Annotated in this window: 16 protein-coding genes; 7 read left to right on the top strand and 9 right to left on the bottom strand. The window is 62.8% G+C overall.

Features of this window, described 5'->3' with window-relative positions:
* Position 1: 1 nt before the first annotated feature.
* The 4 genes from CKW29_RS00525 to CKW29_RS00510 form a co-directional block, all read right to left on the bottom strand.
* On the bottom strand, positions 2–1081 hold the full coding sequence (locus CKW29_RS00525) for an ABC transporter ATP-binding protein (protein ID WP_095147690.1): 1080 nt from the start codon (positions 1079–1081) through the stop codon (positions 2–4).
* Positions 1074–1880, bottom strand: a complete 807-nt coding sequence (locus tag CKW29_RS00520) for an ABC transporter permease (RefSeq protein ID WP_095077074.1) — start codon at positions 1878–1880, stop codon at positions 1074–1076. Before CKW29_RS00520 ends, CKW29_RS00525 begins: the two co-directional genes overlap by 8 nt.
* The gene (locus CKW29_RS00515) at positions 1877–2737 is read right to left on the bottom strand and encodes an ABC transporter permease (protein ID WP_095147689.1); all 861 of its coding nucleotides are present in this window, start codon (positions 2735–2737) and stop codon (positions 1877–1879) included. Before CKW29_RS00515 ends, CKW29_RS00520 begins: the two co-directional genes overlap by 4 nt.
* Before the next feature lie 85 nt (positions 2738–2822).
* A complete protein-coding gene (locus CKW29_RS00510; RefSeq protein WP_095147688.1) occupies positions 2823–3878 on the bottom strand; it encodes a spermidine/putrescine ABC transporter substrate-binding protein in 1056 nt (351 codons plus the stop codon).
* A 196-nt stretch (positions 3879–4074) separates the two neighbouring features.
* Here CKW29_RS00510 and CKW29_RS00505 point away from each other — a divergent pair, with 196 nt between their 5' ends.
* The 5 genes from CKW29_RS00505 to CKW29_RS00485 all read left to right on the top strand — a co-directional run bounded on the left by CKW29_RS00505 (position 4075) and on the right by CKW29_RS00485 (position 8819).
* On the top strand, positions 4075–5007 hold the full coding sequence (locus CKW29_RS00505) for a GntR family transcriptional regulator (protein ID WP_095147687.1): 933 nt from the start codon (positions 4075–4077) through the stop codon (positions 5005–5007).
* A gap of 98 nt (positions 5008–5105) precedes the next feature.
* Positions 5106–6395, top strand: a complete 1290-nt coding sequence (locus CKW29_RS00500) for a glycosyltransferase (RefSeq protein WP_095147686.1) — start codon at positions 5106–5108, stop codon at positions 6393–6395.
* Between the two features lie 19 nt (positions 6396–6414).
* Positions 6415–7809 carry an FAD-binding oxidoreductase gene (locus CKW29_RS00495; protein WP_095147685.1) on the top strand — a complete coding sequence of 465 codons (1395 nt, stop codon included), beginning with the start codon at positions 6415–6417 and terminating at the stop codon, positions 7807–7809.
* Between the two features lie 35 nt (positions 7810–7844).
* Positions 7845–8207: a cupin domain-containing protein gene (locus tag CKW29_RS00490; RefSeq protein WP_095147684.1), complete on the top strand. Its 363-nt coding sequence runs from the start codon at positions 7845–7847 to the stop codon at positions 8205–8207.
* Positions 8208–8294: 87 nt separating this feature from the next.
* Positions 8295–8819: a GNAT family N-acetyltransferase gene (locus CKW29_RS00485; RefSeq protein ID WP_095147683.1), complete on the top strand. Its 525-nt coding sequence runs from the start codon at positions 8295–8297 to the stop codon at positions 8817–8819.
* On the opposite strand, the gene CKW29_RS00480 is transcribed toward CKW29_RS00485, so the two are convergent.
* Together CKW29_RS00480 and CKW29_RS00475 are read right to left on the bottom strand one after the other, a co-directional pair.
* Entirely contained in the window at positions 8784–11048 is a 2265-nt protein-coding gene (locus CKW29_RS00480) for an ATP-dependent DNA helicase (protein WP_095147682.1), read from the bottom strand. The genes CKW29_RS00485 and CKW29_RS00480 overlap by 36 nt on opposite strands.
* Positions 11045–12697: a VRR-NUC domain-containing protein gene (locus CKW29_RS00475; RefSeq protein ID WP_095147681.1), complete on the bottom strand. Its 1653-nt coding sequence runs from the start codon at positions 12695–12697 to the stop codon at positions 11045–11047. The genes CKW29_RS00480 and CKW29_RS00475 overlap by 4 nt, the downstream gene beginning before the upstream one ends.
* Positions 12698–12960: 263 nt before the next feature.
* Between CKW29_RS00475 and CKW29_RS00470 the strand changes: the two genes are divergently transcribed.
* Together CKW29_RS00470 and CKW29_RS00465 are read left to right on the top strand one after the other, a co-directional pair.
* Positions 12961–13185, top strand: coding sequence for a YgdI/YgdR family lipoprotein (locus tag CKW29_RS00470; RefSeq protein ID WP_095147680.1), 225 nt, complete (start codon positions 12961–12963; stop codon positions 13183–13185).
* Positions 13186–13399: 214 nt separating this feature from the next.
* The gene (locus CKW29_RS00465; protein WP_256584822.1) at positions 13400–13798 is read left to right on the top strand and encodes a hypothetical protein; all 399 of its coding nucleotides are present in this window, start codon (positions 13400–13402) and stop codon (positions 13796–13798) included.
* Positions 13799–13845: 47 nt separating this feature from the next.
* On the opposite strand, the gene CKW29_RS00460 is transcribed toward CKW29_RS00465, so the two are convergent.
* The 3 genes from CKW29_RS00460 to CKW29_RS00450 form a co-directional block, all read right to left on the bottom strand.
* The gene (locus CKW29_RS00460) at positions 13846–15699 is read right to left on the bottom strand and encodes a polyurethanase (protein ID WP_095147679.1); all 1854 of its coding nucleotides are present in this window, start codon (positions 15697–15699) and stop codon (positions 13846–13848) included.
* Between the two features lie 98 nt (positions 15700–15797).
* Positions 15798–17480, bottom strand: a complete 1683-nt coding sequence (locus tag CKW29_RS00455) for a polyurethanase (protein WP_095147678.1) — start codon at positions 17478–17480, stop codon at positions 15798–15800.
* Between the two features lie 57 nt (positions 17481–17537).
* Positions 17538–20621 carry an autotransporter domain-containing protein gene (locus CKW29_RS00450; RefSeq protein WP_095147677.1) on the bottom strand — a complete coding sequence of 1028 codons (3084 nt, stop codon included), beginning with the start codon at positions 20619–20621 and terminating at the stop codon, positions 17538–17540.
* Positions 20622–20689: the final 68 nt, after the last annotated feature.

Raw genomic sequence — 20689 nt, 5'->3', positions numbered from 1 at the left:
TTCAGTGCGTCAGTACGCGGGCGTGCCGGGCCTGCCAGCCCAGCCGGATGTCCATACCGCTGGAGAAGTGGGCAAACTCGAATTGTGAGGACGGCACGCGGACAATCAGCGGCTTGTCGCTGAGCGCGGTCTTGACGTGCAGGTTGGTATCCAGCCCGTGATAGGCGACTTCGACGATCTGCCCCTGGACCTGGTTGTCGCACTCACCCCCCTGCCCCCCCAGTACTTGCAGGCGCTCAGGCCGCACCACCACCGCCACCGCTTCGCCACGCACCGCGCCGGGCTGGGGCTCGACCTTCAGTTCGTGGCCGTTGACCATCACCCGCTGCTCGGCACCGCGCAGACCTTCGAACAGGTTGCTGACGCCAATGAAGTTGGCCACGAAACGGCTGTTGGGGTTTTCGTAGAGCTCGCTGGGGCTGCCGCACTGGCAGACCTTGCCGCCGTCGAGCACCGCCATGCGGTCGGACATCACCAGGGCCTCTTCCTGATCATGGGTGACCACGATGAAGGTGATGCCGCTCTCGTGTTGCAGGCGCTTGAGTTCCAGCTGCATTTTTTCCCGCAGCTTTTTATCCAGCGCCCCCAAGGGTTCGTCGAGCAACAGGACCCGCGGGCGCTTGACCAGCGCACGGGCCAGGGCCACCCGCTGGCGCTGCCCGCCGGACAGTTGATCGGGCTTGCGATCGGCCAGTTCAGTAAGCTGTGCGGTGCTCAGCACCTCATTGACCCGCTGGCGTATTTGCGCCTCCGGCAGGCGCTCCATCTCCAGGCCATAGGCAATGTTCTTGCGCACGGTCATGTTGGGAAACAGCGCATAGGACTGGAACATCAGGTTCAACGGCCGCTTGTTGGGCGGCAGCGGCGAGATGTCCAGGCCATCGAGGTAGATGCAGCCGGCGCTGGGAATCTCGAATCCGGCGAGCATGCGCAGCAACGTGGTCTTGCCGCAGCCTGAAGGCCCGAGCAGCGCGAAGAACTCGTTCTCGCGGATGTTCAACGACACCTCGTTGACTGCCAGGCCATTGCCGTAGGACTTGCTGACCTTGTCCAGGATCAGTACCGCAGATGAGCTATTCATGGGTGCGCGGAGCCTTGTTCAGACGCTGGGAGGCCAGCAGCGCAGTGATACTGACCAGCATCACCAGCGTCGCCAGGGCATTGATTTCGGGGGTGACGCCGAAGCGGATCATGGCGTAGATCTGCATCGGCAACGTGGTCGAGGCCTGGCCGGACCCGGAGTTGAAAAAGGCGATGATGAATTCATCCACCGACAGGGTGAACGCCAGCAATCCGCCCGCCAGCACACCGGGGAAAATCACCGGCAGCAGGACTCGGCGAAAGGTGGTGAACCAGCCCGCGCCCAGGTCGATGGAGGCTTCGAGGATCGAATAGTCGAAATGCTTGAGCCGGGTCCGCACCACGGCGCAGACAAAGGCAATGTTGAACACCGCATGGCTGACGATGATCGAGTGCAGGCCCAGGCCGACCTTGAGCAGGTTGAAGAAACTCAGCAAAGCGATGGCCAGCACGATGTCGGGGATGATCATCGGTGCCATCAGCAGGGTGTCGACCACCTGGCCCTTGTCATTGCCCTTGCGCCGCAACTCGACCCCCAAGGCCAGCAACGTGCCGAGCACGCAGGCAATCAAGGTCGCCGACAGCGCCACGATCAGGGTGTTGAGCGCCGCCGATAGGATCGCCGTGTTGTTGGCCAGCGACACGTACCATTTGAAGGACACGCCCCCCCAGGCGGTCGGCAGTCCGGACTTGTTGAACGACAGCAGGATCAACACCAGGATCGGTACATAGAGAAAGGCATAGACCACGCCCAGGTGCGCGCTGAGGAACGACCCGCCGACCGTTCGTGGCTGGCTCATGGGCGACCTCCTTCGGCACGCCGGGCGACCAGCGCCTGGATAAACAACAGGATCAGCATGATGGCGATCAGGAAAAAGCTCAGCGCGGCACCGAACGGCCAGTCCCGCGCCGTGAGGAACTGCGAGTAAATCAGGTTGCCGACCATCTGCACCTGCTTGCCGCCCAACAGGTCAGCGGTGATGAAATTGCCGATGCTCAACACGAAGACAAACACCGCGCCCGCCGCGATACCCGGCACGCTCAGCGGCAGGATGATCCGGCGGAACGTCATCCAGCCCGAGGCGCCGAGGTCCCTGGAGGCATCCCAGAGTTCGCTGTTGATCCGTGACAGCGAGGAAAATATCGCCAGGATCACAAAGGGGATGTAGTTGTAGACCAGCCCCAGGACCACCGAAGCCTCGGTGTACAGCAGATTGATCGGGTCACCGCTGTAGCCGAGCAACTGCAGCAGGCGATTGACCAGGCCTTCGCGGTTGAGCAGCACGATCCAGGCATAGGTGCGGATCAGGTAGTTGCTCCAGAACGGCAGCATCACCAGGAACAGGAACACCGCCTGCCGACGCCGTGGCGCCCGGGCTATCGCATACGCCGCCGGGTAGCCGATCAGCACTGCGAACAGGGTCGCCAGCCCGGCGATCTTCGCCGACTTGAGGACGATCCCCAGGTACAGCGGATCGAGCGCGCGCTGGTAGTTTTCCCAACTGAACACCCAGTCGATGCCGCCATAGGCACCGCGCTCCACGAAGCTGTAGACCAGTACCAACAGGCACGGCACCACCAGGAAAACCAGCAGCCAGCCCAGTCCAGGCGTCAGCAGCCAGGCCGACAGACGCCTGTCGGCATGCAATGCACTCATTACCCGTATCCTCCGACCCCGCACGCAGCAAGGTGGCCAAGAATGGCGAGGCATGCAGCGACATGCCCCGGTCAGAATCCGCGGGCTAGTTCTGCGCCGCCATGATTTCGGTGACGGCCCGGGTATAGGCCTTCTGCGTGGTGCCACCGAGGTCGCGTAACTGCTCCATCTTCAGCAGTTCGGCCGGGGCGATGCTCAGGTTCGGGTACTGCTTGAGCAGGTCGGCGGACAACCCGGCCATGGCGGCCTGGTTCGGTACTTTGTAGAGAATGTTTTCGGCGACCCAGGCGTGGTTGCCCTTGTCCAGCATGAAGTTGATGAACTTGAAGGCTTCGTCCTGATGCTTCGAGCCCTTGAGCACCACCATGGTGTCCACCCACAGGTCGGAACCTTCCTTGGGCACCACGAACCGGATCGCTGCATTGGCCTGGGTGCCGTAGTTGCACCAGCCGTCCCACGCATGGGCCATCAGCGACTCGCCGGAGGCGAGCTTGGAGTAGAAGGTGGTGTCGTCGAAGGCGAGGATGCGCTTCTTGGTGGCGATCAGTTGGTCACGTACCGCGCCGATATGCTGGGTGTCGTTGTCATTGACCGACCAGCCTTTGGCCAGGAACCCGGCGCCGAGCATCCAACGGTCGGTGGCGAGCAGGGTCACCTTGCCCTTGAGGGCATCGCTGGGGTTGAGCAGGTCATTCCAGCTGCTGGGCGCAGGGTTGACCTTGTCGGAGCGGTAGCAGATTCCGGTGGTGCCCCAGGTATAAGGCACCGAGAACTGGTTGCCCGGGTCGTATTCCAGGTCAGTGGCTTCGGGGTAAAGGTTTTTCAGGTTGGGGACTTTGACCGGATCGATATCCGCCAGCAGCCCCTGCTTGTGCAGGACTTCGGCAAAGGGCGAGGACACGAAGACCACATCGTAGCCCTCCCCACCATTGGCCATGAGCTTGCCCATGATCTCTTCGTTGGTGGCGTGCAAGGCCTTGTCGACCGTGACACCGCTGGCCACTTTGAACTTGTCCAGCGCATCGGGGGCCATGTAGCCGTCCCAGATGGAGATGACCATATCCTTGGCACTGGCGGCTGATGAGGCGATTGCAACGGAAACGGCCAGTCCTGCGCAAACAAGGTGCTTCAGCTTTCTCATAATGCTCACCTAACGACTGTTATTGTTGTGTTCGAAGGCAGTGCGGCAAAAAATAAGAAACGGCTTGCTGTGTATTTTTTTAAAAATTAGGACCAGCATAGCAGGATGTCAATGATTTTCTCGCGCCTGACTGACAGGCTGCCCATGACATAAGATCCGTACATGAATACGCAGTGACCGACCAGAGAAGACCCCCTTGAGCACGACAATCGAAAAGAAACCTCGCACCAATCACCTGGAACTGGCCCGGCGCATTCTCGAGCACACTCAGGAGACAGGAGTGGTGCCTGGCGACCCGGTTTCCGAGCAAGCCCTGGCCCGCACCTTCCAGGTCTCGCGCACTCTGGTGCGCGGGGCATTGAAAGTCCTGCACGAAGAAAACCTGCTCAGCCATGAAGCGGGCAAGGGCTATCGCCTGGTTGCCCCGCCCGCCGGCCAGCCCTTCAACAGCGCCCTGCCCCAGGCCGCCGAAGAAGAACTGGCCACCTCGGTACTGCGCGACCGCATGGCCGGGCGCCTGGGTGACAGCATCAGCATCAGTGAACTGATGCGCCGCTACGGCATCGGCCGCCCCGCGGCCCAGAAAGCCCTGGCCCAACTGAGCGAAAGCCAGGCCATCGAGCGCGGCCCCGGCCAGTCCTGGCTGTTCCGCCCTTCACTCAACAGCCTCGCGGCCCTGGACGAAAGCCTGAAATTTCGCCTGATCCTGGAGCCCGAAGCCCTGCTCAGCCCCCACTTCAATGCCGACCCGCAACGCCTGACGCTGCTGCGCGCGGGCATGGAAACCCTGCTGGCGACACCGGTCGAGGACTTCGACCTCCAGCAGTTCCGCGAACTGGACATCAGCTTTCACGAACTGATCGGCCAGAGTTGCGGCAACCGTTTCGTCAGCGACGCCCTGCTCCAGCACCAAAGCCTGCGCCGCCTGCCCAACCTGCTGCCGAGTGTCAGCGTGCACCGCCTGCACGAAGCCCTGCGTGAACACCTGCACATCATTGCCCAGATCGAACGGGGGCAGATGGAGATCGCCGCCGACCTGATGCGCCTGCACCTACGGCTGTCCGCGGCGCAACGCCCACAAACCGCCAACCGTGGTATCCCCCATCGCCATCCTTTCGGGCGCGTTTGACCCCGAAAAAATTGTGGTGCTTTTTTTCATGAAATAAGACAGCATCAAAAACACCTTCAAGAAAAGCGGGGGCAACCCGCTGCAGACGGTCCCATGCCATGCGCAAAGAAAAACTGATCGCCCTGTTCCCCGAAGCCAGTTTTGGCGCGGCCCTGAACTGCATCGGTATCGCTCAGGCGTTGCGTGAGCTGGGTGCCCGGCCGGTGTTTATCTGTCACGGGCATTTCCAGGGGATCTTCGCCGAGTACGGTTTTGCCGAGTACCCGATTCCCGAGGCCAACCCACTGTCGGCGGCCGAACATCAGCATTACTGGGAGCGCTTCATCGAGCGCAACATCCCCTACTTCGACCAGACCCCGCTGGCCCAGATCGACAGCTACGTGGCGCCGGCCTGGGAAGCCATCATCGACACGGCCATCGAGGCCGAGAAACCCCTGCAACAGTTGCTGGCCCGGCTCAAGCCGGACGCGATCGTGCTGGACAACGTGGTGATGTTCCCGGCGATCGCCAATGCCGGTTGCCCCTGGGTGCGCATGGTCTCCTGTGCCGAAACCGAGTTGCCGGACAACGCCGTGCCCCCCTACCTGTCTGGTTGCAGCCAGCGCGACAGCGTGGCGCGTCAGGTCTTTGTCGAGCACTACCACAAAGCCGTCGCCCCGGCCCATGAGCGCTTCTCGCGCTTTCTCGCCAGCCACGACACCGCGACCTGCCCACCGGGCCAGTTCCTGATGGACTCACCTTGGCTCAACCTGTTGCTGTCGCCGACCCCGGTACGCTACGAGCGCGAGCAACCGCTGGATCCGCAACGCTACCTGTACCTCGACGGTTGTGTGCGCCGCGAAGCGCCGTACATCGTGCCCGATTTCCCGCGGCACAACGACTCGCCGCTAATCTACGTCAGCTTCGGCAGCCTGGGCGCGGCCGATACCCGGATGATCAAGCGCCTGATCGCCACCCTGGAAACCTTGCCCTATCGCTTCCTGATCAACGTCGGCGCCTACCGCGAGACCTACACCGAGGTCCCGGACAACATCTACCTGGACAGCTGGTTCCCACAGCCGGCGGTGCTCAAGGAGTGCCAGTTGTTCATTCACCACGGCGGCAACAACAGCTTCTGCGAAGCCCTGTTCTTTGGCTTGCCCTCGGTGATCATTCCCTACTGCTGGGACGGCCACGACAACGCGGTGCGCGGCGAAGAGGTCGGCATCGGTCGCTACCTGCCGCGTTTCGCCGATCCGCTGGCCGCCCTGCCCGCCACCCTCGCGCAGCTGCTCAACGACACCTCGATGCAGCAGCGCCTTGCCGCGATCGGCGCGGCCATGCAGGCGACCCGCGGCACCGAGCTCGCCGCGCGGGCGATCCTGGCGTTGCCTACCCCCTCGTCCTAACCACGAAAAAGAGTCCGTCATGCGCCCATCCGCCCTGCACAGCCTCAAGCACACGATCCCCAGGCCGTATTGGCTGGATACCGACACGCCGGCCCAGGCGTGCGAACGGCAGACCGGCGACATCCACGCGGACCTGGTGATCGTCGGCGGGGGGTTCACCGGCCTGTGGACCGCGCTGTTGGCCCGGCAACGGATGCCCACCGGGCGTATTGTCCTGTTGGAGGGCCGCACCTGTGGCACCTCGGCCAGCGGCAGAAGTGGCGGGTTCTGCGCACCGAGCATTTCCCATGGCGTGTCCAACGCTCTGAAGCGCTGGCCCAGGGAAGCCGAGACCCTGATTCGCCTGGGCCGCGACAATCTCGATGAACTGGCGCAGGACATCCTGCGGCTAGGCCTGGAGGTCGATTTCGAACGCCCCGGCAAACTCAACGTAGCCACCACCCCATGGCAAGTCGAGGGCTTGCGCGCACTTGAGCAGAAGTACCGGCACCATGGCATCGACTGCACCTGGCTGGAAGGTCCGGCACTCAAGGCTTATCTGGACTCACCACTCTACAGCGCCGGTTTGTATGAGCCCAATTACGCGCTGCTCAACCCGGTGAAGATGGTTCGCGAATTGCGCCGGGCCTGCATCGAGCACGGCGTGGAACTGTTCGAACACTCGCCGGTCACCCGCCTGCAAGCCCTCGGCAATGGCGTACTCCTGCAGACCGGCTACGGCAGCGTCCAGGCCCCCCGGGTCGCGCTGGCCACCAACGTATTCCCATCGCTGTTGCCCGCATTGCGCACCACGGTCATTCCGATCTACGACTACGCCCTGACCACCGAGCCGTTGTCCCAGGCGCAGTTACAGTTCATTGGCTGGGAGCGGCGCCACGGCATTGCCGACTCCGGCAACCAGTTCCACTACCTGCGCAAAACCGCCGACAACCGCATCCTGTGGGGCGGCTTCGACGCCATCTATCCCTTTGCCAGCAAGCTGGACGAAGGCCTGACCCAGCGCCCGGAAACCTTTGTGCGCCTGGCCGAGCAGTTTCAGCAGACCTTCCCGGCCTTGGCCGACGTGAGCTTCAGCCACGCCTGGGGCGGCGTCATCGACTCGTCCGCGCGCACGACGATGTTCACCGGCACCACCCATGACCGCCGCGTGGCCTACGCCATGGGTTTCACTGGCCAGGGCATCGCTGCCAGCCGCTTTGCCGGCGCGACGATGCTGGACCTGCTGGACGGCCAGGACAGCCACCGCACTCGCCTGGACATGCTCAACCGCGCCCCGGTGCGCTTTCCGCCCGAACCCTTGCGCTTCATTGGCGTGCGCCTGGCGCAACGCGGCCTGGCCCATGAAGACCGTAGCGGCCAACGCAACCTGTTCCTGAAAACCCTGGATGTCTTCGGGGTCGGTTTTGACTCCTGAATAAACTAGCGAACTGCGTTAACAAGGAGCCTCCCATGCATCGCCAGCAACCTGCGTTCGTCACTGACTTTGCCACGCAACCAACCAGAGCGCTGATCCAGGAAGTCAGCGATCCGCAGATCGTCGAGAAACCTTACCAGAGCATCACCTGGCGGCATTTCAGCAACGACGACAAGCAGCTCACGGCCGGGGTCTGGGAGGCCGGCCCGCACAAGGAGCGGTGCCACTGCGATTACGACGAGCTGTGCCATCTGCTCGAAGGCCAAGTGCGACTGACCGACAGCGCCGGCAACAGCAGCACCTTCGAGGCCGGCAGTACCTTCGTGGTGGCCGCCGGGTTCGAGGGCACCTGGGAAAACCTCACGGACGTCAGAAAGGTCTACGTGATTTTGCGCTAGTGTCCTGTGACGCCGTCAAAAAGGAACAGTATTTGCGAGACAGGACACTAAGATCATAGGCAGGGTCGTAATCAGGAGCCGCGCACCATGGCCGCCATTGAACTGCAGCGCGCACAGCGGGACGAACTGGAGTGCATCGAAAACCTGATGCAGTTCTACCTGTACGACTTCAGTGAGTGGCTGCCGCTGAAGTTCGGTCGCCATGGGCTGTTCAACCTACAGCCCCAGCCCGACTACTGGCGCAAGCCGTCGACCCAGGCGTTCCTGATCAAGGTGGACGGGGACCTGGCCGGCTTCGTCACCGTGGATGACGAGGCGCACTGCGAAGGCGTCGAGTACAACATCGGTTACTTCTTCGTCGGCCGCCGCTATCGCGGTCGTGGGGTGGGGGCCTATGCGGTGGCGGCCCTGCTCGATCAGTTACCCGGGCACTGGCAGATTTTCCACCTCGACGCCAACCTGCCGGCCCGGGCGTTCTGGGCCAGGGTCATCCCGCAGCTGACGGGGGGTGATTTCACTCGTCAGCAGCAACCCATCGACGGTTACCCCTGTACCCTGTTCGAGTTTCAATGGGCCTCAGCGCCGACCGTCGACCGACCACCAGCGCGGTAGCAACTGCTGGACCTTGGGCTCGCCGAAGCGATCATCGATCAGCATCACCACCCCCTGGTCCTGCTGGGTACGTATCACTCGCCCGGCCGCCTGCACCACCTTCTGCACTCCGGGAAACAGGTAGGTGTAGTCGTAGCCGGCACCGAATAACACGGCCATGCGCTGCTTGAGTTGCTCGTTGACCGGGTTCAGTTGGGCCAGCCCCAGGGTCGCGATGAAGGCACCGATCAGCCGCGCCCCCGGCAAGTCGATACCTTCGCCAAAGGCGCCGCCCAATACGGCAAAGCCGATGCCCTGGCTACGGGTGGTGAACCGGTCGAGGAAGGCCTGGCGCTGCGTCTCGTCCATACCCCGCGACTGTGCCCACTGGGTGATCTGCGGCCACTGTTCGGCGAGCAGTTGCTGCACCTGTTGCAGGTAATCGAAGCTGCTGAAAAACGCCAGGTAATTGCCGGGACGCGCCATGAACTGGTGGGCCATCAGCTCGACAATCGGCCCGAGGGAGGCCTGGCGGTGTACGAAGCGGGTGGAGATCTGGCTGACGATCCGCACCTTGAGTTGCTCGGCGCGAAACGGCGATTCGACCTCGACCCATACCGTGCCCGGCGGCAGACCCAGCATGTCGGTGTAGTAGCGTTGCGGGCCCAGGGTCGCGGAAAACATCACCACACTGCGCGCCGCCGTCAGCCGTGGACGAATGAACCCGGCCGGCACCACGTTGCGCAGGCACAACCGGGACAAGTTGCGCTTGCCCCTGGTTTCACGCTGGCTGATGTCGAACAGAAACTGTTCATCGAAGAGTTCGGCCACCCGGTTGAATTGTAACGCGTCGAAGTAAAAGCCTTGCAAGGCACCATCCAGCCCCCGGGGATGTTCGTTCAGGTAATCACCAATGGCTGCGGTACAGGACGCGAGCGTTTGCAGCAGCTTGTCCGGCACACTGGCGTACGCCTGATAGGGCGCGACCTGCTCCTTGTGCAAGGCGTTCCACTCGCGGTTGACCCGCTGCAGGCTCTTTTTCAGTGCCTCGGGCGCGGTTTTGCGCACGCTGTCGAGGGTCGATTGATCGAGGCTGGCGCTGTACATCTGGCGGCCGCGCTCCACCAGGTTATGGGCTTCGTCCACCAGCACGGCGACCTTCCACTGGCTGGCCTGGGCCAGGCCGAACAGCAGCGCGCTGAAGTCGAAATAGTAGTTGTAGTCGGCAACCACCAGGTCAGCCCAGCGGGCCATCTCCTGACTCAGGTAATACGGGCATACCTGGTGTTCGAGGGCAATCTCGCGCAGCGCGGCCTGATGGAGCAGCGTGAGCTTCCTCGCCGCCGCCCGCGCCGCCGGCAAGCGGTCATAGAAGCCATGGGCCAATGGGCAGGACTCGCCATGACAGGCTTTGTCCAGGTGCTCGCAGGCCTTGTCGCGGGCAACCATCTCCAGCACGCGCAACGGCAAGCCATTGCTGCTATCGACCAGCACTTGCGCGGCATCCAGCGCCAGCTTGCGTCCCGGTGTCTTGGCCGTGAGGAAGAACACTTTGTCCAGCTGCTGGGGCACCCAGGCCTTGAGCATCGGGAACAGGGTGCCCAGGGTCTTGCCGATGCCGGTGGTGGCTTGGGCCATCAGGCAACGCCCGGTGCTGACGGCCTTGAACACCGATTCCGCCAGATGGCGCTGCCCGGGCCGGAAGTCCGGGTGCGGGAAACGCAGCGCCTGCGTGCCTTGATTGCGGGCATCGCGATGGGCCATTTCCTGCTCGGCCCAGTGCAGGAACAAGCCGCAGTGCACGTTGAAGAAGTCCTCCAGCGCCGTGGCGCTCCAGGTTTCCACCAGGCTGGTTTCCTGTTCGCCGACGATGTCGAAATACACCAGTGCCAGGTTGATGTGAGCCAATTGCAGCTTCTGGCACATCAACCAGCCGTAGATTTTCGCTTGTGCCCAATGCAGCTGCCGGTGGTTGGCCGGCATGCGCTCCAGTTCGCCCCGGTAGGTCTTGATTTCTTCGAGGCGGTTCTGCCCGGGGTCGTAACCGTCCGCCCTGCCCTTGACGGTCAACTGCCGGTACTGGCCTTGCAGCGCGACTTCGTTCTGATAGGACGCGCTGCGCCGCGAGGCCACGGTGCGATGACCGACGATGCCTTCCAGCGCCGTGGGTGACGGGGTAAAGCGCAGGTCCAGATCACCGGTCTTGGCGGTGAATTCACACAGGGCACGCACCGCAATGCCATAGCTCACCCTTCAGGCTCCGCCCATTGCACATAGCAGACGGCGACGGGCATCTGGTGCTCGCGGCAGAACTCCAGCCAGCGCAGCTGGTTATCTTGCAGGCGATCCCCCGGGCCCTTGACCTCGATCATCCGGTAGGTTTTCTGCTGCGGCCAGAACTGGATCAGGTCCGGCATGCCGGCGCGGTTGGCCTTGATGTCCTGCAGCAGGCGTTCGAACCAGAGTTTCAGGTGCTCGGCGGGCAGGCAGGCCAGGGCCTGCTCCAGCAACGCCTCGGTGAGCACGGTCCAAAACACGAAGGGCGACTGTACCGCGTATTTGTCACGGAAACGCTGGCGGATGGTCGCGACGTAACGCCCGTCCGCAAGTTCTGCCAGGCAGGCCTGGAACAGGTCCGCACGCCGGGCATGGAAGTCTTCGCTGAGCAAGTCCGCAGGCCCGCGCTGGAACGGGTGAAAAAACGCCCCGGGCAACGGCGCGAATATCGCTGGCCAGCACAGCAGCCCGAACAACGAATTGATCAGGCTGTTTTCGACGTAATGCACCGGCCCACGGGGATCATCCAGATGCGCCTGGACAAGGCACTCCACCGACAACGCCGGGTCGGCCCATTCCAGGGTCAGGTCCAGGCGCTCAACCTCCCGCGCCTTGCTCCGTGATGCGGGCGGCCCGCCCAGTTTGCGCCGCAACCTGGGCAGGACCCGCAGCAGTTGCTGGTGCTCGGCGGCACTCTCCGGTGCCTGCTCGGCGTGGCTTGCCAGCTCCAGTGCCAACTGAAACTCGGCGCACCGCTCCAGCACCCGGATCAGCCGCAAGCGGGCCCCGGCATACCTGCACTGGCGATAGATCGCCAGCGCTGCCGGCCAATCGGCCACCCGCTCACAGTGTTGCCCAAGCTGAAACAGCAATTTGCCGCGCCGTTGCTCAAGCCAGGGGTTGGCCGTTTGCAGTGCGTGGATCTGTTCGACCACCTGCGTGACCTCCTCGCCGGCTTCAAAGCGTTGCTGGCACTGGTGCAGATAGAGGTAGACCTCCAGGTCGTCGCGGCTGCGCAAACCACGGGATTCGGTACAGAACTCGACGCTCTCGTAGGTGAAGATGCCCAGATCGGCCAGCACGAACTCCGACCAGTCCTGGTACAGGTTGCCAAAGAACATCAAGCGCAAGCGGTCGGCCAGCTCCATGATGGTCAGGCTCAGTAGCCGGTCATCCAGTGCCGGGTACCAGTCATTGAAGGCCCGTGGCTCGTCGAAGCGCTCACGTAATGCCGCTAGCCACTGCGGCTTTTTCGCCTTGGGTTGCTCAATGAGTGCACCAAAGCACTGAACAATCTCCGGCTTGAGCAGCACCTCGAACAGGTCGTCGATCGACAACGGTGCCCGTTCGTCCACCCAGCCAAGCACCAGCAAGGGCTCGGCGGCTTCGGCACTGTCGCCGATCTCGGGATACTGCAACTTGCCGAGGCGAAAATGCAGCCCCTTACGCATCACCATCCGCACCAGCAACGCCTGGGAGGTACGGGGCAAGCGGCCGAAATCGGCAATGAATTGCTGCTCCTGTCCATTGAGCACGTCGGCATAGCGCTGCTCGAGCCAGGCGAGCACTCGCTGAAAGTTGTTCAGGTAGTAGAAGGGATCATCGAGCGGATTGAGTGTCACAAAGAGAGCGCCATGCCGTGCAGATACTGGTTATGCGTACAGATACCAGCCTGGCACCGCTGCTGGCAAACGGAAAAAGATCAATGGCGGTCATTTGAGCGCTTCAGCTCCTTGCACAGGGTTTACGCTTGATTGAGGTACCGGGCGTTTTTCAGGGGGTGACCGAACTTTCCGGGATCACAGTAGACCAACGGCCTGTTGAAATCGGCCAGGTGCCCAGGCATCGCGACGATGATGTGTTTTTCGAACGAGAGGTTTTTGCTATGAACATCCGCATTCAGGGGTTGTCGTTTGCTGTCGTGGCCTTGCTGGCGCTGTCGGGCTGCTCGACACCCACCGTCGTGACCCTGCAGAACGGCACGCAATATCTGACCAAGGACATGCCCGACACCCACACCAAGGACGGTTTCTTCGAGTTCGAGGATATTTCCGGCGCCATGGTCAAGGTCAGGGCCGACGAGGTCGCCACTATCCGCAAGGAAAAATGATCGCCTGTCGCAAAACCGACAAGGTGCCGGGGCCACCCATGAGCATGCCCTGGCGCCAGTGCCGGGGGCATAGCGGATAAAAATCCACTGCCTGCCTGGCCGGTCAGCCCAGTGTGTCTATGCTTTGGAGCGTTGACAGCCTGATGGCCGCCCCCCAGAGAGGAGTATCCGCTTGAACACCCATCAATCGCCCCTGAGCCTCAAGGACTTCGCACTGCCGGTGCGGGGTTTCAAGGTGTTGGCCATTGCCCTGACCGTTTTCGGCCTCAGTGCCTGCGCCAACATCAACGCCAGCTCCACCCAATACGTGGGCGGCGAGCACTTTGCGCCCACCCTGCCCGAGTCGGTGCAAGTGCTGCGCGTCGAACCCACGCGACCCCATGTCCGGGTGGGTGAAGTGATCGTTGACGCCAGCGTCGAGCCTCCACCGCCAGTGACCGATATCGAGCAGAAGCTGCGCACCGAAGCCGCCGCGATGGGCGGTGATGCCGTCGTGGTGGTGTATGACCGGATCCAGCCAGTGTCGGCCTATGTCAGCGGCCCGCTGTGGGACCGGGATATCCAGTCCATTCAGGGGCGCAAACTCAAAGGCATCGTGATTCACTACAAATAAGCCTTGATCGGCCCGGCGCGCTCTACCGCGCGCCAGGCTTTCTTACCTCAGGCGATCACCAGGTTGGTGCTGCCCAAGTGGTCCAGACCCACCCCCACCAGGGTCACCGAGTCGTTGCCGAAGGTCAGCAGCGTATCGGCACCCACCGCTGTGGCATGACCCTGCAGTGGATCCCCTTGCCCCACGCCCGCGACCCCGAGAAACACCAGGGTGTCACTGCCCTGGAAACCGAGGATCCGGTCGTGACCAAAGTTGCCACTGAACACAAAGCTGTTGCTACCACCGCCCGACTCCAGCAGATCGTTGCCGGCACCACCAATCAGCACGTCATTGCCCTGGCCCCCGACCAGATGATCGTCGCCGTCCTGTCCGAACAACCAGTCGCCACTGGCGTGCGCCGTGAGGGTGTTGGCACCGCTATCGCCCTTCACCGATGACGCGTAGTGCGTCAGGCCCTTGTCCGAGAGCAGGCCGGCATCGCTGACCCGGTGAACCACGTCCTCCTTGAACACCCCCCATAGGAACCCCGGCTCCTTGCTGGTCAGGCTGCCGATATCACGGGTGATGCTGATACCGCCGTTGGCGTCGCGGATATACAAGGTGCCCGCGCCGTCGTTGGCGAAACTGAAGTTTTTCACTGACTGCTGCAGGTCCAGGCTGTTGTAGCCGCCGCCCCCCTCGATGATGTTATAGCCGCCGGCATCGCGGAAAGTGTCGTTGCCTTCGCCTCCGTCAAGGTAGTCAGTGCCCTTGCCGCCCTGGATCAGGTCGTTGCCGTCGCTGCCGATGATGAAGGTGCTGCCTTTGTGGGTTTCGGCGTTGCGGTTGAGGTCCTGCACCCAGGTGCTGCTGCGTGCCGGGTCCGACAGGTTGGCGACGATCAGGGTCGAGTCCTTGCTCGTGAGGTCATAAAACGCCGACTCCAGCACCCGGGTCATGCCGTCGCCGTAGGCCGTGGGCAGGTGGGAAATCCAGGTAGGGATGTTGAAAATGGAGAACGGCAACAGGTTCCACGCCGTCGAGGCGTAGTGGTCATTGAAGTTGACGATGTTGTTGGTGGCCGAATCCTGAGGCGTATCGTGGACACCCACTGACGCCAGGTTGAAGTCGGAACCATCCAGTACGCGGAACACCGGGTCGTTTTCATAGCCAATGTTCAGCACCTTGTCGCTGCTGCTCTGGGTCGGTGCCGCGTAGGCGATGTAGTTGGCGTCCTGGTAGAAGCCGTTCCAGTGATCGCCGCTCAAGTCCGCCAGGCTGTTGACCGCCAGCCCGCCCAGGCTGTGGCCGCTGACCAGCACGTCCTTGCCGCTCAGGCCATGGGCGACGGCGAAGGCGGCAACGTCCTTGAGCAACGCGCCAAAGGCTTCCCCGACATAATTTTTCGCATAATCCTTGGGGCCGAACGCAGCCATCAGGTCATTGATCGCGTCGCCGCTGAAGTCGCTGATCAGCGACTCGCGAGGACCACTGGTGCCACGAAAGGCGATGCCGATTTCCGTGAGCTGTCCTTGGGCATCGTATTTTCCGAGAATCTCGACCTGGGCGGTGGTGTAGCCGGGCTTCTCGCCGAAAAAGGTGCCGCGCCCGTCGACCTTGCCGTCGTAGCCCAACTGCGTGGCGGTGATCGGTGTCCAGCCGGCCTTTTGCACCGCCTCCAGCGCGGCTTTTTCCGAATCGGGGTTCCATGGGATACCAGGGATCGCCCCTTGCGAATCCGTGCCGCCGATCAACGCCGTGACCAGCGTGGCCGGCAGCCCGAGGCCGAATCCGTTGTGCTGATAGCCGGTGGCAAAACCGTTATCGAGGTTGTGATAGGCATACAGCGCGATCGCCATCGCGTCGCTGAACAGCGCCTTGGATTCTGATGCGGTGAAGTGCTTGTAGTCATAGACAGCCATGGTATTGCCTCTCTCGTTGTTGGAATTGTCAGAGATAGCTCACGCAGCCGGAACGCCCCGCCGGGCGGGACGTTCCTGCGTATTACCTTGCGTTGCGTTTATGCAAATACGATCCCCGCGCCTGACAGGTTGTCCAGGCCAACGCCCACCAGGGTCACGGCGTAGTCGCCAACCTTGAGCAAGGTGTCGTTACCCGATTGCGAGACATGCTGGCTGTAGTCGTAGCCCTGCCCCGCACCCTGCACGCCCATGAACACCAGCTTGTCGCTGCCTTGGTAACCGCTGATGGCGTCGAAGCCGAACGCCCCGCTGAACAGGAAGGTGTTGTTGGCGCCACTGGCCGACATGACGTCATTGCCCGCGCCGCCGACGAAGGTAACCTGCTGTTGGTCGCTTTGCAGGTGGTCGTTGCCCGCCAAACCGAACAGCCAGTCGCCGTCGGCGCTGGCCACCAGCGAGTTACCATAGGCATCGCCATTGAGCGAGTGGTTGTAACGGGTCAAATCAGTGCCACTGAGCAAGCCCTGGTCGGTGACGCTGTAGTTGACGTCCTTGTTGAACATCCCTGACGCCTTGATCACCAGCGCATCGATGTCCCGGGTCAGGCTGATGCCTCCGTAGCTGTCGCGCAGGTACAAGGTGCCGTCGCCGTCATGGGCCAGTTTGAAGTTCTGCAGCGGCTGTTGCAGTTCCAGCAGGTTCTGCCCCTGGCCACCGAGCAGGATGTTGAAGCCGCCGCCATCGCGAAAGCTGTCGTTGCCGTCGCGCCCTTCCAGGAAATCATTGCCCTTGCCGCCGCGCAGCAGGTCGTTGCTGTCGGTACCGATGATGAAGGTGCTACCGGTGTGGGCTTCACCACTGCGGCCCAGGTCTTCGATCCAGGTGCTGCCACGGGCGCTCTCGGACAGGGTCGAGACGAAGATCGTCGAGTCCTTGTGGGTGAGGTCGTAGAACGCCGAGTCGATCACCCGGTTCAGGCCATCGGCATAACCCAGTGAGCCGTGGGCCGCCCAGTGTGATGGGTTGGCGATGCTGAACGGGGTCATCTGGGTGGAGGCGTAATGGTCGTTGAAGTTGACCAGGTTATTGGTCGCCGACGCTTGGGGCTGGTCGTGTTTGTACAGCGACGAAGCGGTGAAGGTGGTGCCATCCAGTACACGGAACACCGGGTCGTTTTCATAGCCGATGTTCAGCACCTGGGTACCGGGCGAGCTTTGGGTCGGCGAGGCGAAGGACACATAGTTGGCGTCCTTGTAGAAGCCGCCCCAATGGTCACGGCTCAGCTCGGCGACACTGTTGACGCCCAGGCCGCCCAGGCTGTGGCCGCTGATCAGCACGTCCCTGGCACTGAGGCCCTGGCTGGTGGCGAACGCGGCAACGTCCTTGAGCAAGGTGTCGAAGGCACTCTTGGCGTAGTTCTTCGCGTAATCCGTGGGACCTACGGCCGCCAGCAGGTTGTTCTTCATGTCGCCGAAGGTGTCGCTGTACCCCAGGCCGCCGGTGCCGCGAAACGCAATGCCCAGGCCGAGCAGCTTGCCCGCCCCGTCGTACCTGGCCAGCACCTCAGCTTCGGCGCTGGTGAAACCGGCCTGCTCGCCAAAGAAAGTACCCTGGGCACCCACGGTACCCTGGTAACCCAATTGCCCGGCCGTGACCGGCGTCCAGCCGGACGCCAGCGGCTGGCCGGTCGGCGTGTAGGCGTAAAGCGTCAAGGCGATGGCATCGCTGTACAGCGCCTTGCCGGCCTCGCCGCTGAAGTTCCTGTAATCAAAAACACCCATGGTCTTGCCTCTTGGTCAGTGCGGTTGCGTGTTGCGGTTGTGCGCGTGAGGCGGCCATCAGAATTGCCAGTCGAGGGTCAGTCCCACGCCGTGGGTCTTGTCGTTGGAGCCCAGCAGGCCGTTGTAGTCCAGGTTCAGGCTGACATCCCGCGCCAACGCCAGGCCGGCGCGTACACCCACCACCGCGGCGTTGCGGTCCATGGACACGCTCTGCACGCTGAACGGGGTACCGCCACCGTTGGCAAAGGCCAGGCTCTCTTCGCTGTGGATGTTGCTCAGGTTGTGCTGCCAGCCCAGAGTCCCGGACAGGTCCAGTGACTGCTGAGCGCTGAGCGCCACGCGCTGACTGGCGCGCAGGCCGAGGGTAGAGAGCACGGCATCGCGGTTGTCGTCGCCGCCCTTGAGCGCTGCCGCCCCGCCTTTTTCGGTGAAGCTGTCACTGCCCACGTGCACGTACGCCAGGTTGGCGAAGGGTTCCAGGGCCATCGGTTGCAGGTCCAGGCGGTAAGCGGCCTCGGTGAACACCTGGGTGGTTTGCGCATCGCGCTTGGTTTTCTGCTTGGCGCTGACGTCGCCGAACTGCAGTTCCCGCTGGCTGTCGATGCGGTGCCAGCTGTGGGCGCCACCGACACTCAGGCGCAGCGCGTCGAGCTGATGCCCGGCGTACAGCCCCAGGTGATAACTGTCGACCGAAGCCGAGGAATGGGTACCGTCGCCCATGCTCAATGAACTGTCGCTGTAACCGGTGACGAAGCCCAGGCGGGTGTTTTCGGCGATCAAGCCGTCCACGCCGGCCAGCAGGCCGCCAATGGAATGGGTGTAGTTGGCATCACCCTGGTCGCCATCGGTCTTGCCCCAGGCGCCGAGCACTTTGACCCAGCCGTTGTTGTCGTCGCTACCGGGGGTGGCAGCGTCATACAGGCTGTAATCGCGCAAGCGCTCACCCACGGCATCGCGCAGGTAGCGCGAGTCGTTGACCAGCAAGGTGCCGATGGCCGGATGGATTTCCCCGGACAGTTGCTGGAACGCTTGCTGTGCGCTGGCAGCGTCCGGCGACAGCAGCACGGTTTCGTACAGGGCATTGCCGGCACCCAGTTGCTCGGTGGCCGCGGCGACCGAACGCTGGTTCGGGGTCTGGCCGACGCTGGCAAAGCTGTTGCCGTTGCGCCCGACTTCCAGTTGCACAACCGTGGCCGAGTAGTCGAGGGTGCCGCCGAGGAACGCGTAGTTGGGCAACACCGCGCCGAACTGACCCTGGATACCGCCAGCCGCTTGCAGGATGTTGTACTGGGTGCCCAGCAGGCTGCGTACCTGGGTGGTACTGAGCAGGGTTGGGCTGTTCTCCAGGGACAGGCTGACGGTTGCGCCCTGAACGGTGGCTTGGCCACCGGCGACGATGCGGTCGCTACTCGTAGGCGAAACTTCCACGGCGTAGGTCGAACCCGGCTCGAAGGTGACATCGCCGGCCACGTTCAAGGTGCCGATCGAATTACCCGGTGCCACCGTGCCGCCGCTGTTCGCGTGCAGTGCACCGACCCGCCCGGAACCACCAAGGATACCGCTGTCGTTGACGGTCACCGTCGAATCCAGCGAACCATTGATCGCCAGTCGCCCCTGATTGACCAGGGTCGGGCCGCTGTAGGTGTTGCTGCCGGTCAGCACCAGCGTGCCGATACCCTGCTTGGTCAAGCCGCCGTGACCGGAAATGTCGTTGCCCCAGACATCCATGCCGCAGCTGAGGTCAGTGCACAGCCGTTGCGTGGGTTTGCCGGCATCGATGACCGCGCCGATGCCCGGCAGATCGGCGACGAACTGGCCGTTGCCATAGGCACCCTCTACGCGAAATTCCTGCGGGATATCGGCGTCGGCGACGAACATGCCGGGGCCGTCGATGCCCTTGCGCAGGTTGATCATGCCCCAGCCGTACAGCGAGTCGATGCCCGGTGTGCCCATGTCGGTGGCGGTGGTTTTCAGCACGCTGGCGACCTGCGCGCCGGTCATGTACGGGAAGCGCTCCATCAACACCGCCGCAGCGCCCGCCACATGGGGAGCGGCCATCGAGGTCCCACTCTTGTTGGCGTAATCCATGGTCAGGTTGTCGGCGTTGGTACCGCCAATGACCGCGCTGTAAATGCGACTGCCCGGTGCCGACACGCAGAAACCTGCGGTGTAGCCGCAACGCGAGGAGAAGGTGCTGATGATGTACGGGTCGGCGCTGGCAACGTCCGGATTCTTTTGCAACGCGGCCACGGTAACCCAGTTGGCGGCGATATCCGGGACGAAATAGCCCAGGCCGGCGATGGCGTCCGGGTTGTTGAGGTTGTAGTCGTTGCCGGCGGCGAAAATAGTCACGATGCCGCTGCGGGCGGCATCGATGGCGCCACGGTAGGCACCGCCCTGTTTGGTGTCGAGCAAGGGTTTGATCTGGTCGAACTGCAGTTGAGCGTCGTTCACCGTGAAGTGCGGGAATGCCGGATCGCGACCACCCTGGTCAAAGCGGTCGGTGATGCCGATGCCCCAACTGTTGTTGATGATTCGCGCGCCACTGTCGCGAAGGGCGTCCCAACCGGCCTTGTACACCGCGCCGTCGTTGCCCAGGATGATGCCGTCTTCCGGGCCCGGATCGCCGTTGTCGGCGCTGATGATTTGCGCGTTGAACGCCACGCCGTGCATCGGGCTGCCGTCGCGGCTGCCAGCGGCGATCCCGCCGACGTGGGTGCCGTGGGAACCTAGCTTGCCGTCCGAACCCACCGATGCCGATCCGTCATACAGAAAGGCATCGCCGGCTTTGACCGGGATGTACGGGTCGGTGTATTCGCGAATACCTTGCGTGACCAGGGTGATCACTTTGTTTTCACCGGAAAACTCCGGGTGCGGGGCGTACACCGGCTGGTCGAAGATCCCCAGTTTCACCCCCTTGCCGGTGTAGCCGGCGGCGTAGGCGTCCTGGGCATTGATCGCTCCCAGGCCCCACTCGGCATTGAACTCGGCGCTGCGCCAGCTGTTGGCATCGCCGACCTTGCCGGTTTCCTCATAGGGCGCGGCCTGGGCGGTTCCCAGGGTCGCCAGCGCACAGAGCAAGGCGCGGTTGAGGGTTTTCAAGGTGAATATTGCGTTTGCTTGAACCGGTTGCACGTTCATCCAACCACCATCCTTAGTTGTTTTGCTGTTGTTGTTATTGCCCGACCGTTCCCGGCCGGGTTTGCTGC

The organism is Pseudomonas sp. Irchel s3a18 (genome assembly GCF_900187535.1).
Taxonomy (GTDB): domain Bacteria; phylum Pseudomonadota; class Gammaproteobacteria; order Pseudomonadales; family Pseudomonadaceae; genus Aquipseudomonas.
Note: the sequence above shows the minus strand (reverse complement) of the source record. Positions and strands in the feature narration are given on the sequence as shown.

What these genes read in the sequence shown, in the direction of transcription:
- CKW29_RS00500 (WP_095147686.1), top strand. Translation starts at nt 5,106, where the DNA reads ATGCGCAAAGAAAAACTGATCGCCCTGTTCCCCGAAGCCAGTTTTGGC.
- CKW29_RS00450 (WP_095147677.1), bottom strand. Translation starts at nt 20,621, where the DNA reads ATGAACGTGCAACCGGTTCAAGCAAACGCAATATTCACCTTGAAAACC.
- CKW29_RS00495 (WP_095147685.1), top strand. Translation starts at nt 6,415, where the DNA reads ATGCGCCCATCCGCCCTGCACAGCCTCAAGCACACGATCCCCAGGCCG.
- CKW29_RS00520 (WP_095077074.1), bottom strand. Translation starts at nt 1,880, where the DNA reads ATGAGCCAGCCACGAACGGTCGGCGGGTCGTTCCTCAGCGCGCACCTG.
- CKW29_RS00455 (WP_095147678.1), bottom strand. Translation starts at nt 17,480, where the DNA reads ATGGGTGTTTTTGATTACAGGAACTTCAGCGGCGAGGCCGGCAAGGCG.
- CKW29_RS00460 (WP_095147679.1), bottom strand. Translation starts at nt 15,699, where the DNA reads ATGGCTGTCTATGACTACAAGCACTTCACCGCATCAGAATCCAAGGCG.
- CKW29_RS00515 (WP_095147689.1), bottom strand. Translation starts at nt 2,737, where the DNA reads ATGAGTGCATTGCATGCCGACAGGCGTCTGTCGGCCTGGCTGCTGACG.
- CKW29_RS00525 (WP_095147690.1), bottom strand. Translation starts at nt 1,081, where the DNA reads ATGAATAGCTCATCTGCGGTACTGATCCTGGACAAGGTCAGCAAGTCC.
- CKW29_RS00490 (WP_095147684.1), top strand. Translation starts at nt 7,845, where the DNA reads ATGCATCGCCAGCAACCTGCGTTCGTCACTGACTTTGCCACGCAACCA.
- CKW29_RS00485 (WP_095147683.1), top strand. Translation starts at nt 8,295, where the DNA reads ATGGCCGCCATTGAACTGCAGCGCGCACAGCGGGACGAACTGGAGTGC.
- CKW29_RS00470 (WP_095147680.1), top strand. Translation starts at nt 12,961, where the DNA reads ATGAACATCCGCATTCAGGGGTTGTCGTTTGCTGTCGTGGCCTTGCTG.
- CKW29_RS00510 (WP_095147688.1), bottom strand. Translation starts at nt 3,878, where the DNA reads ATGAGAAAGCTGAAGCACCTTGTTTGCGCAGGACTGGCCGTTTCCGTT.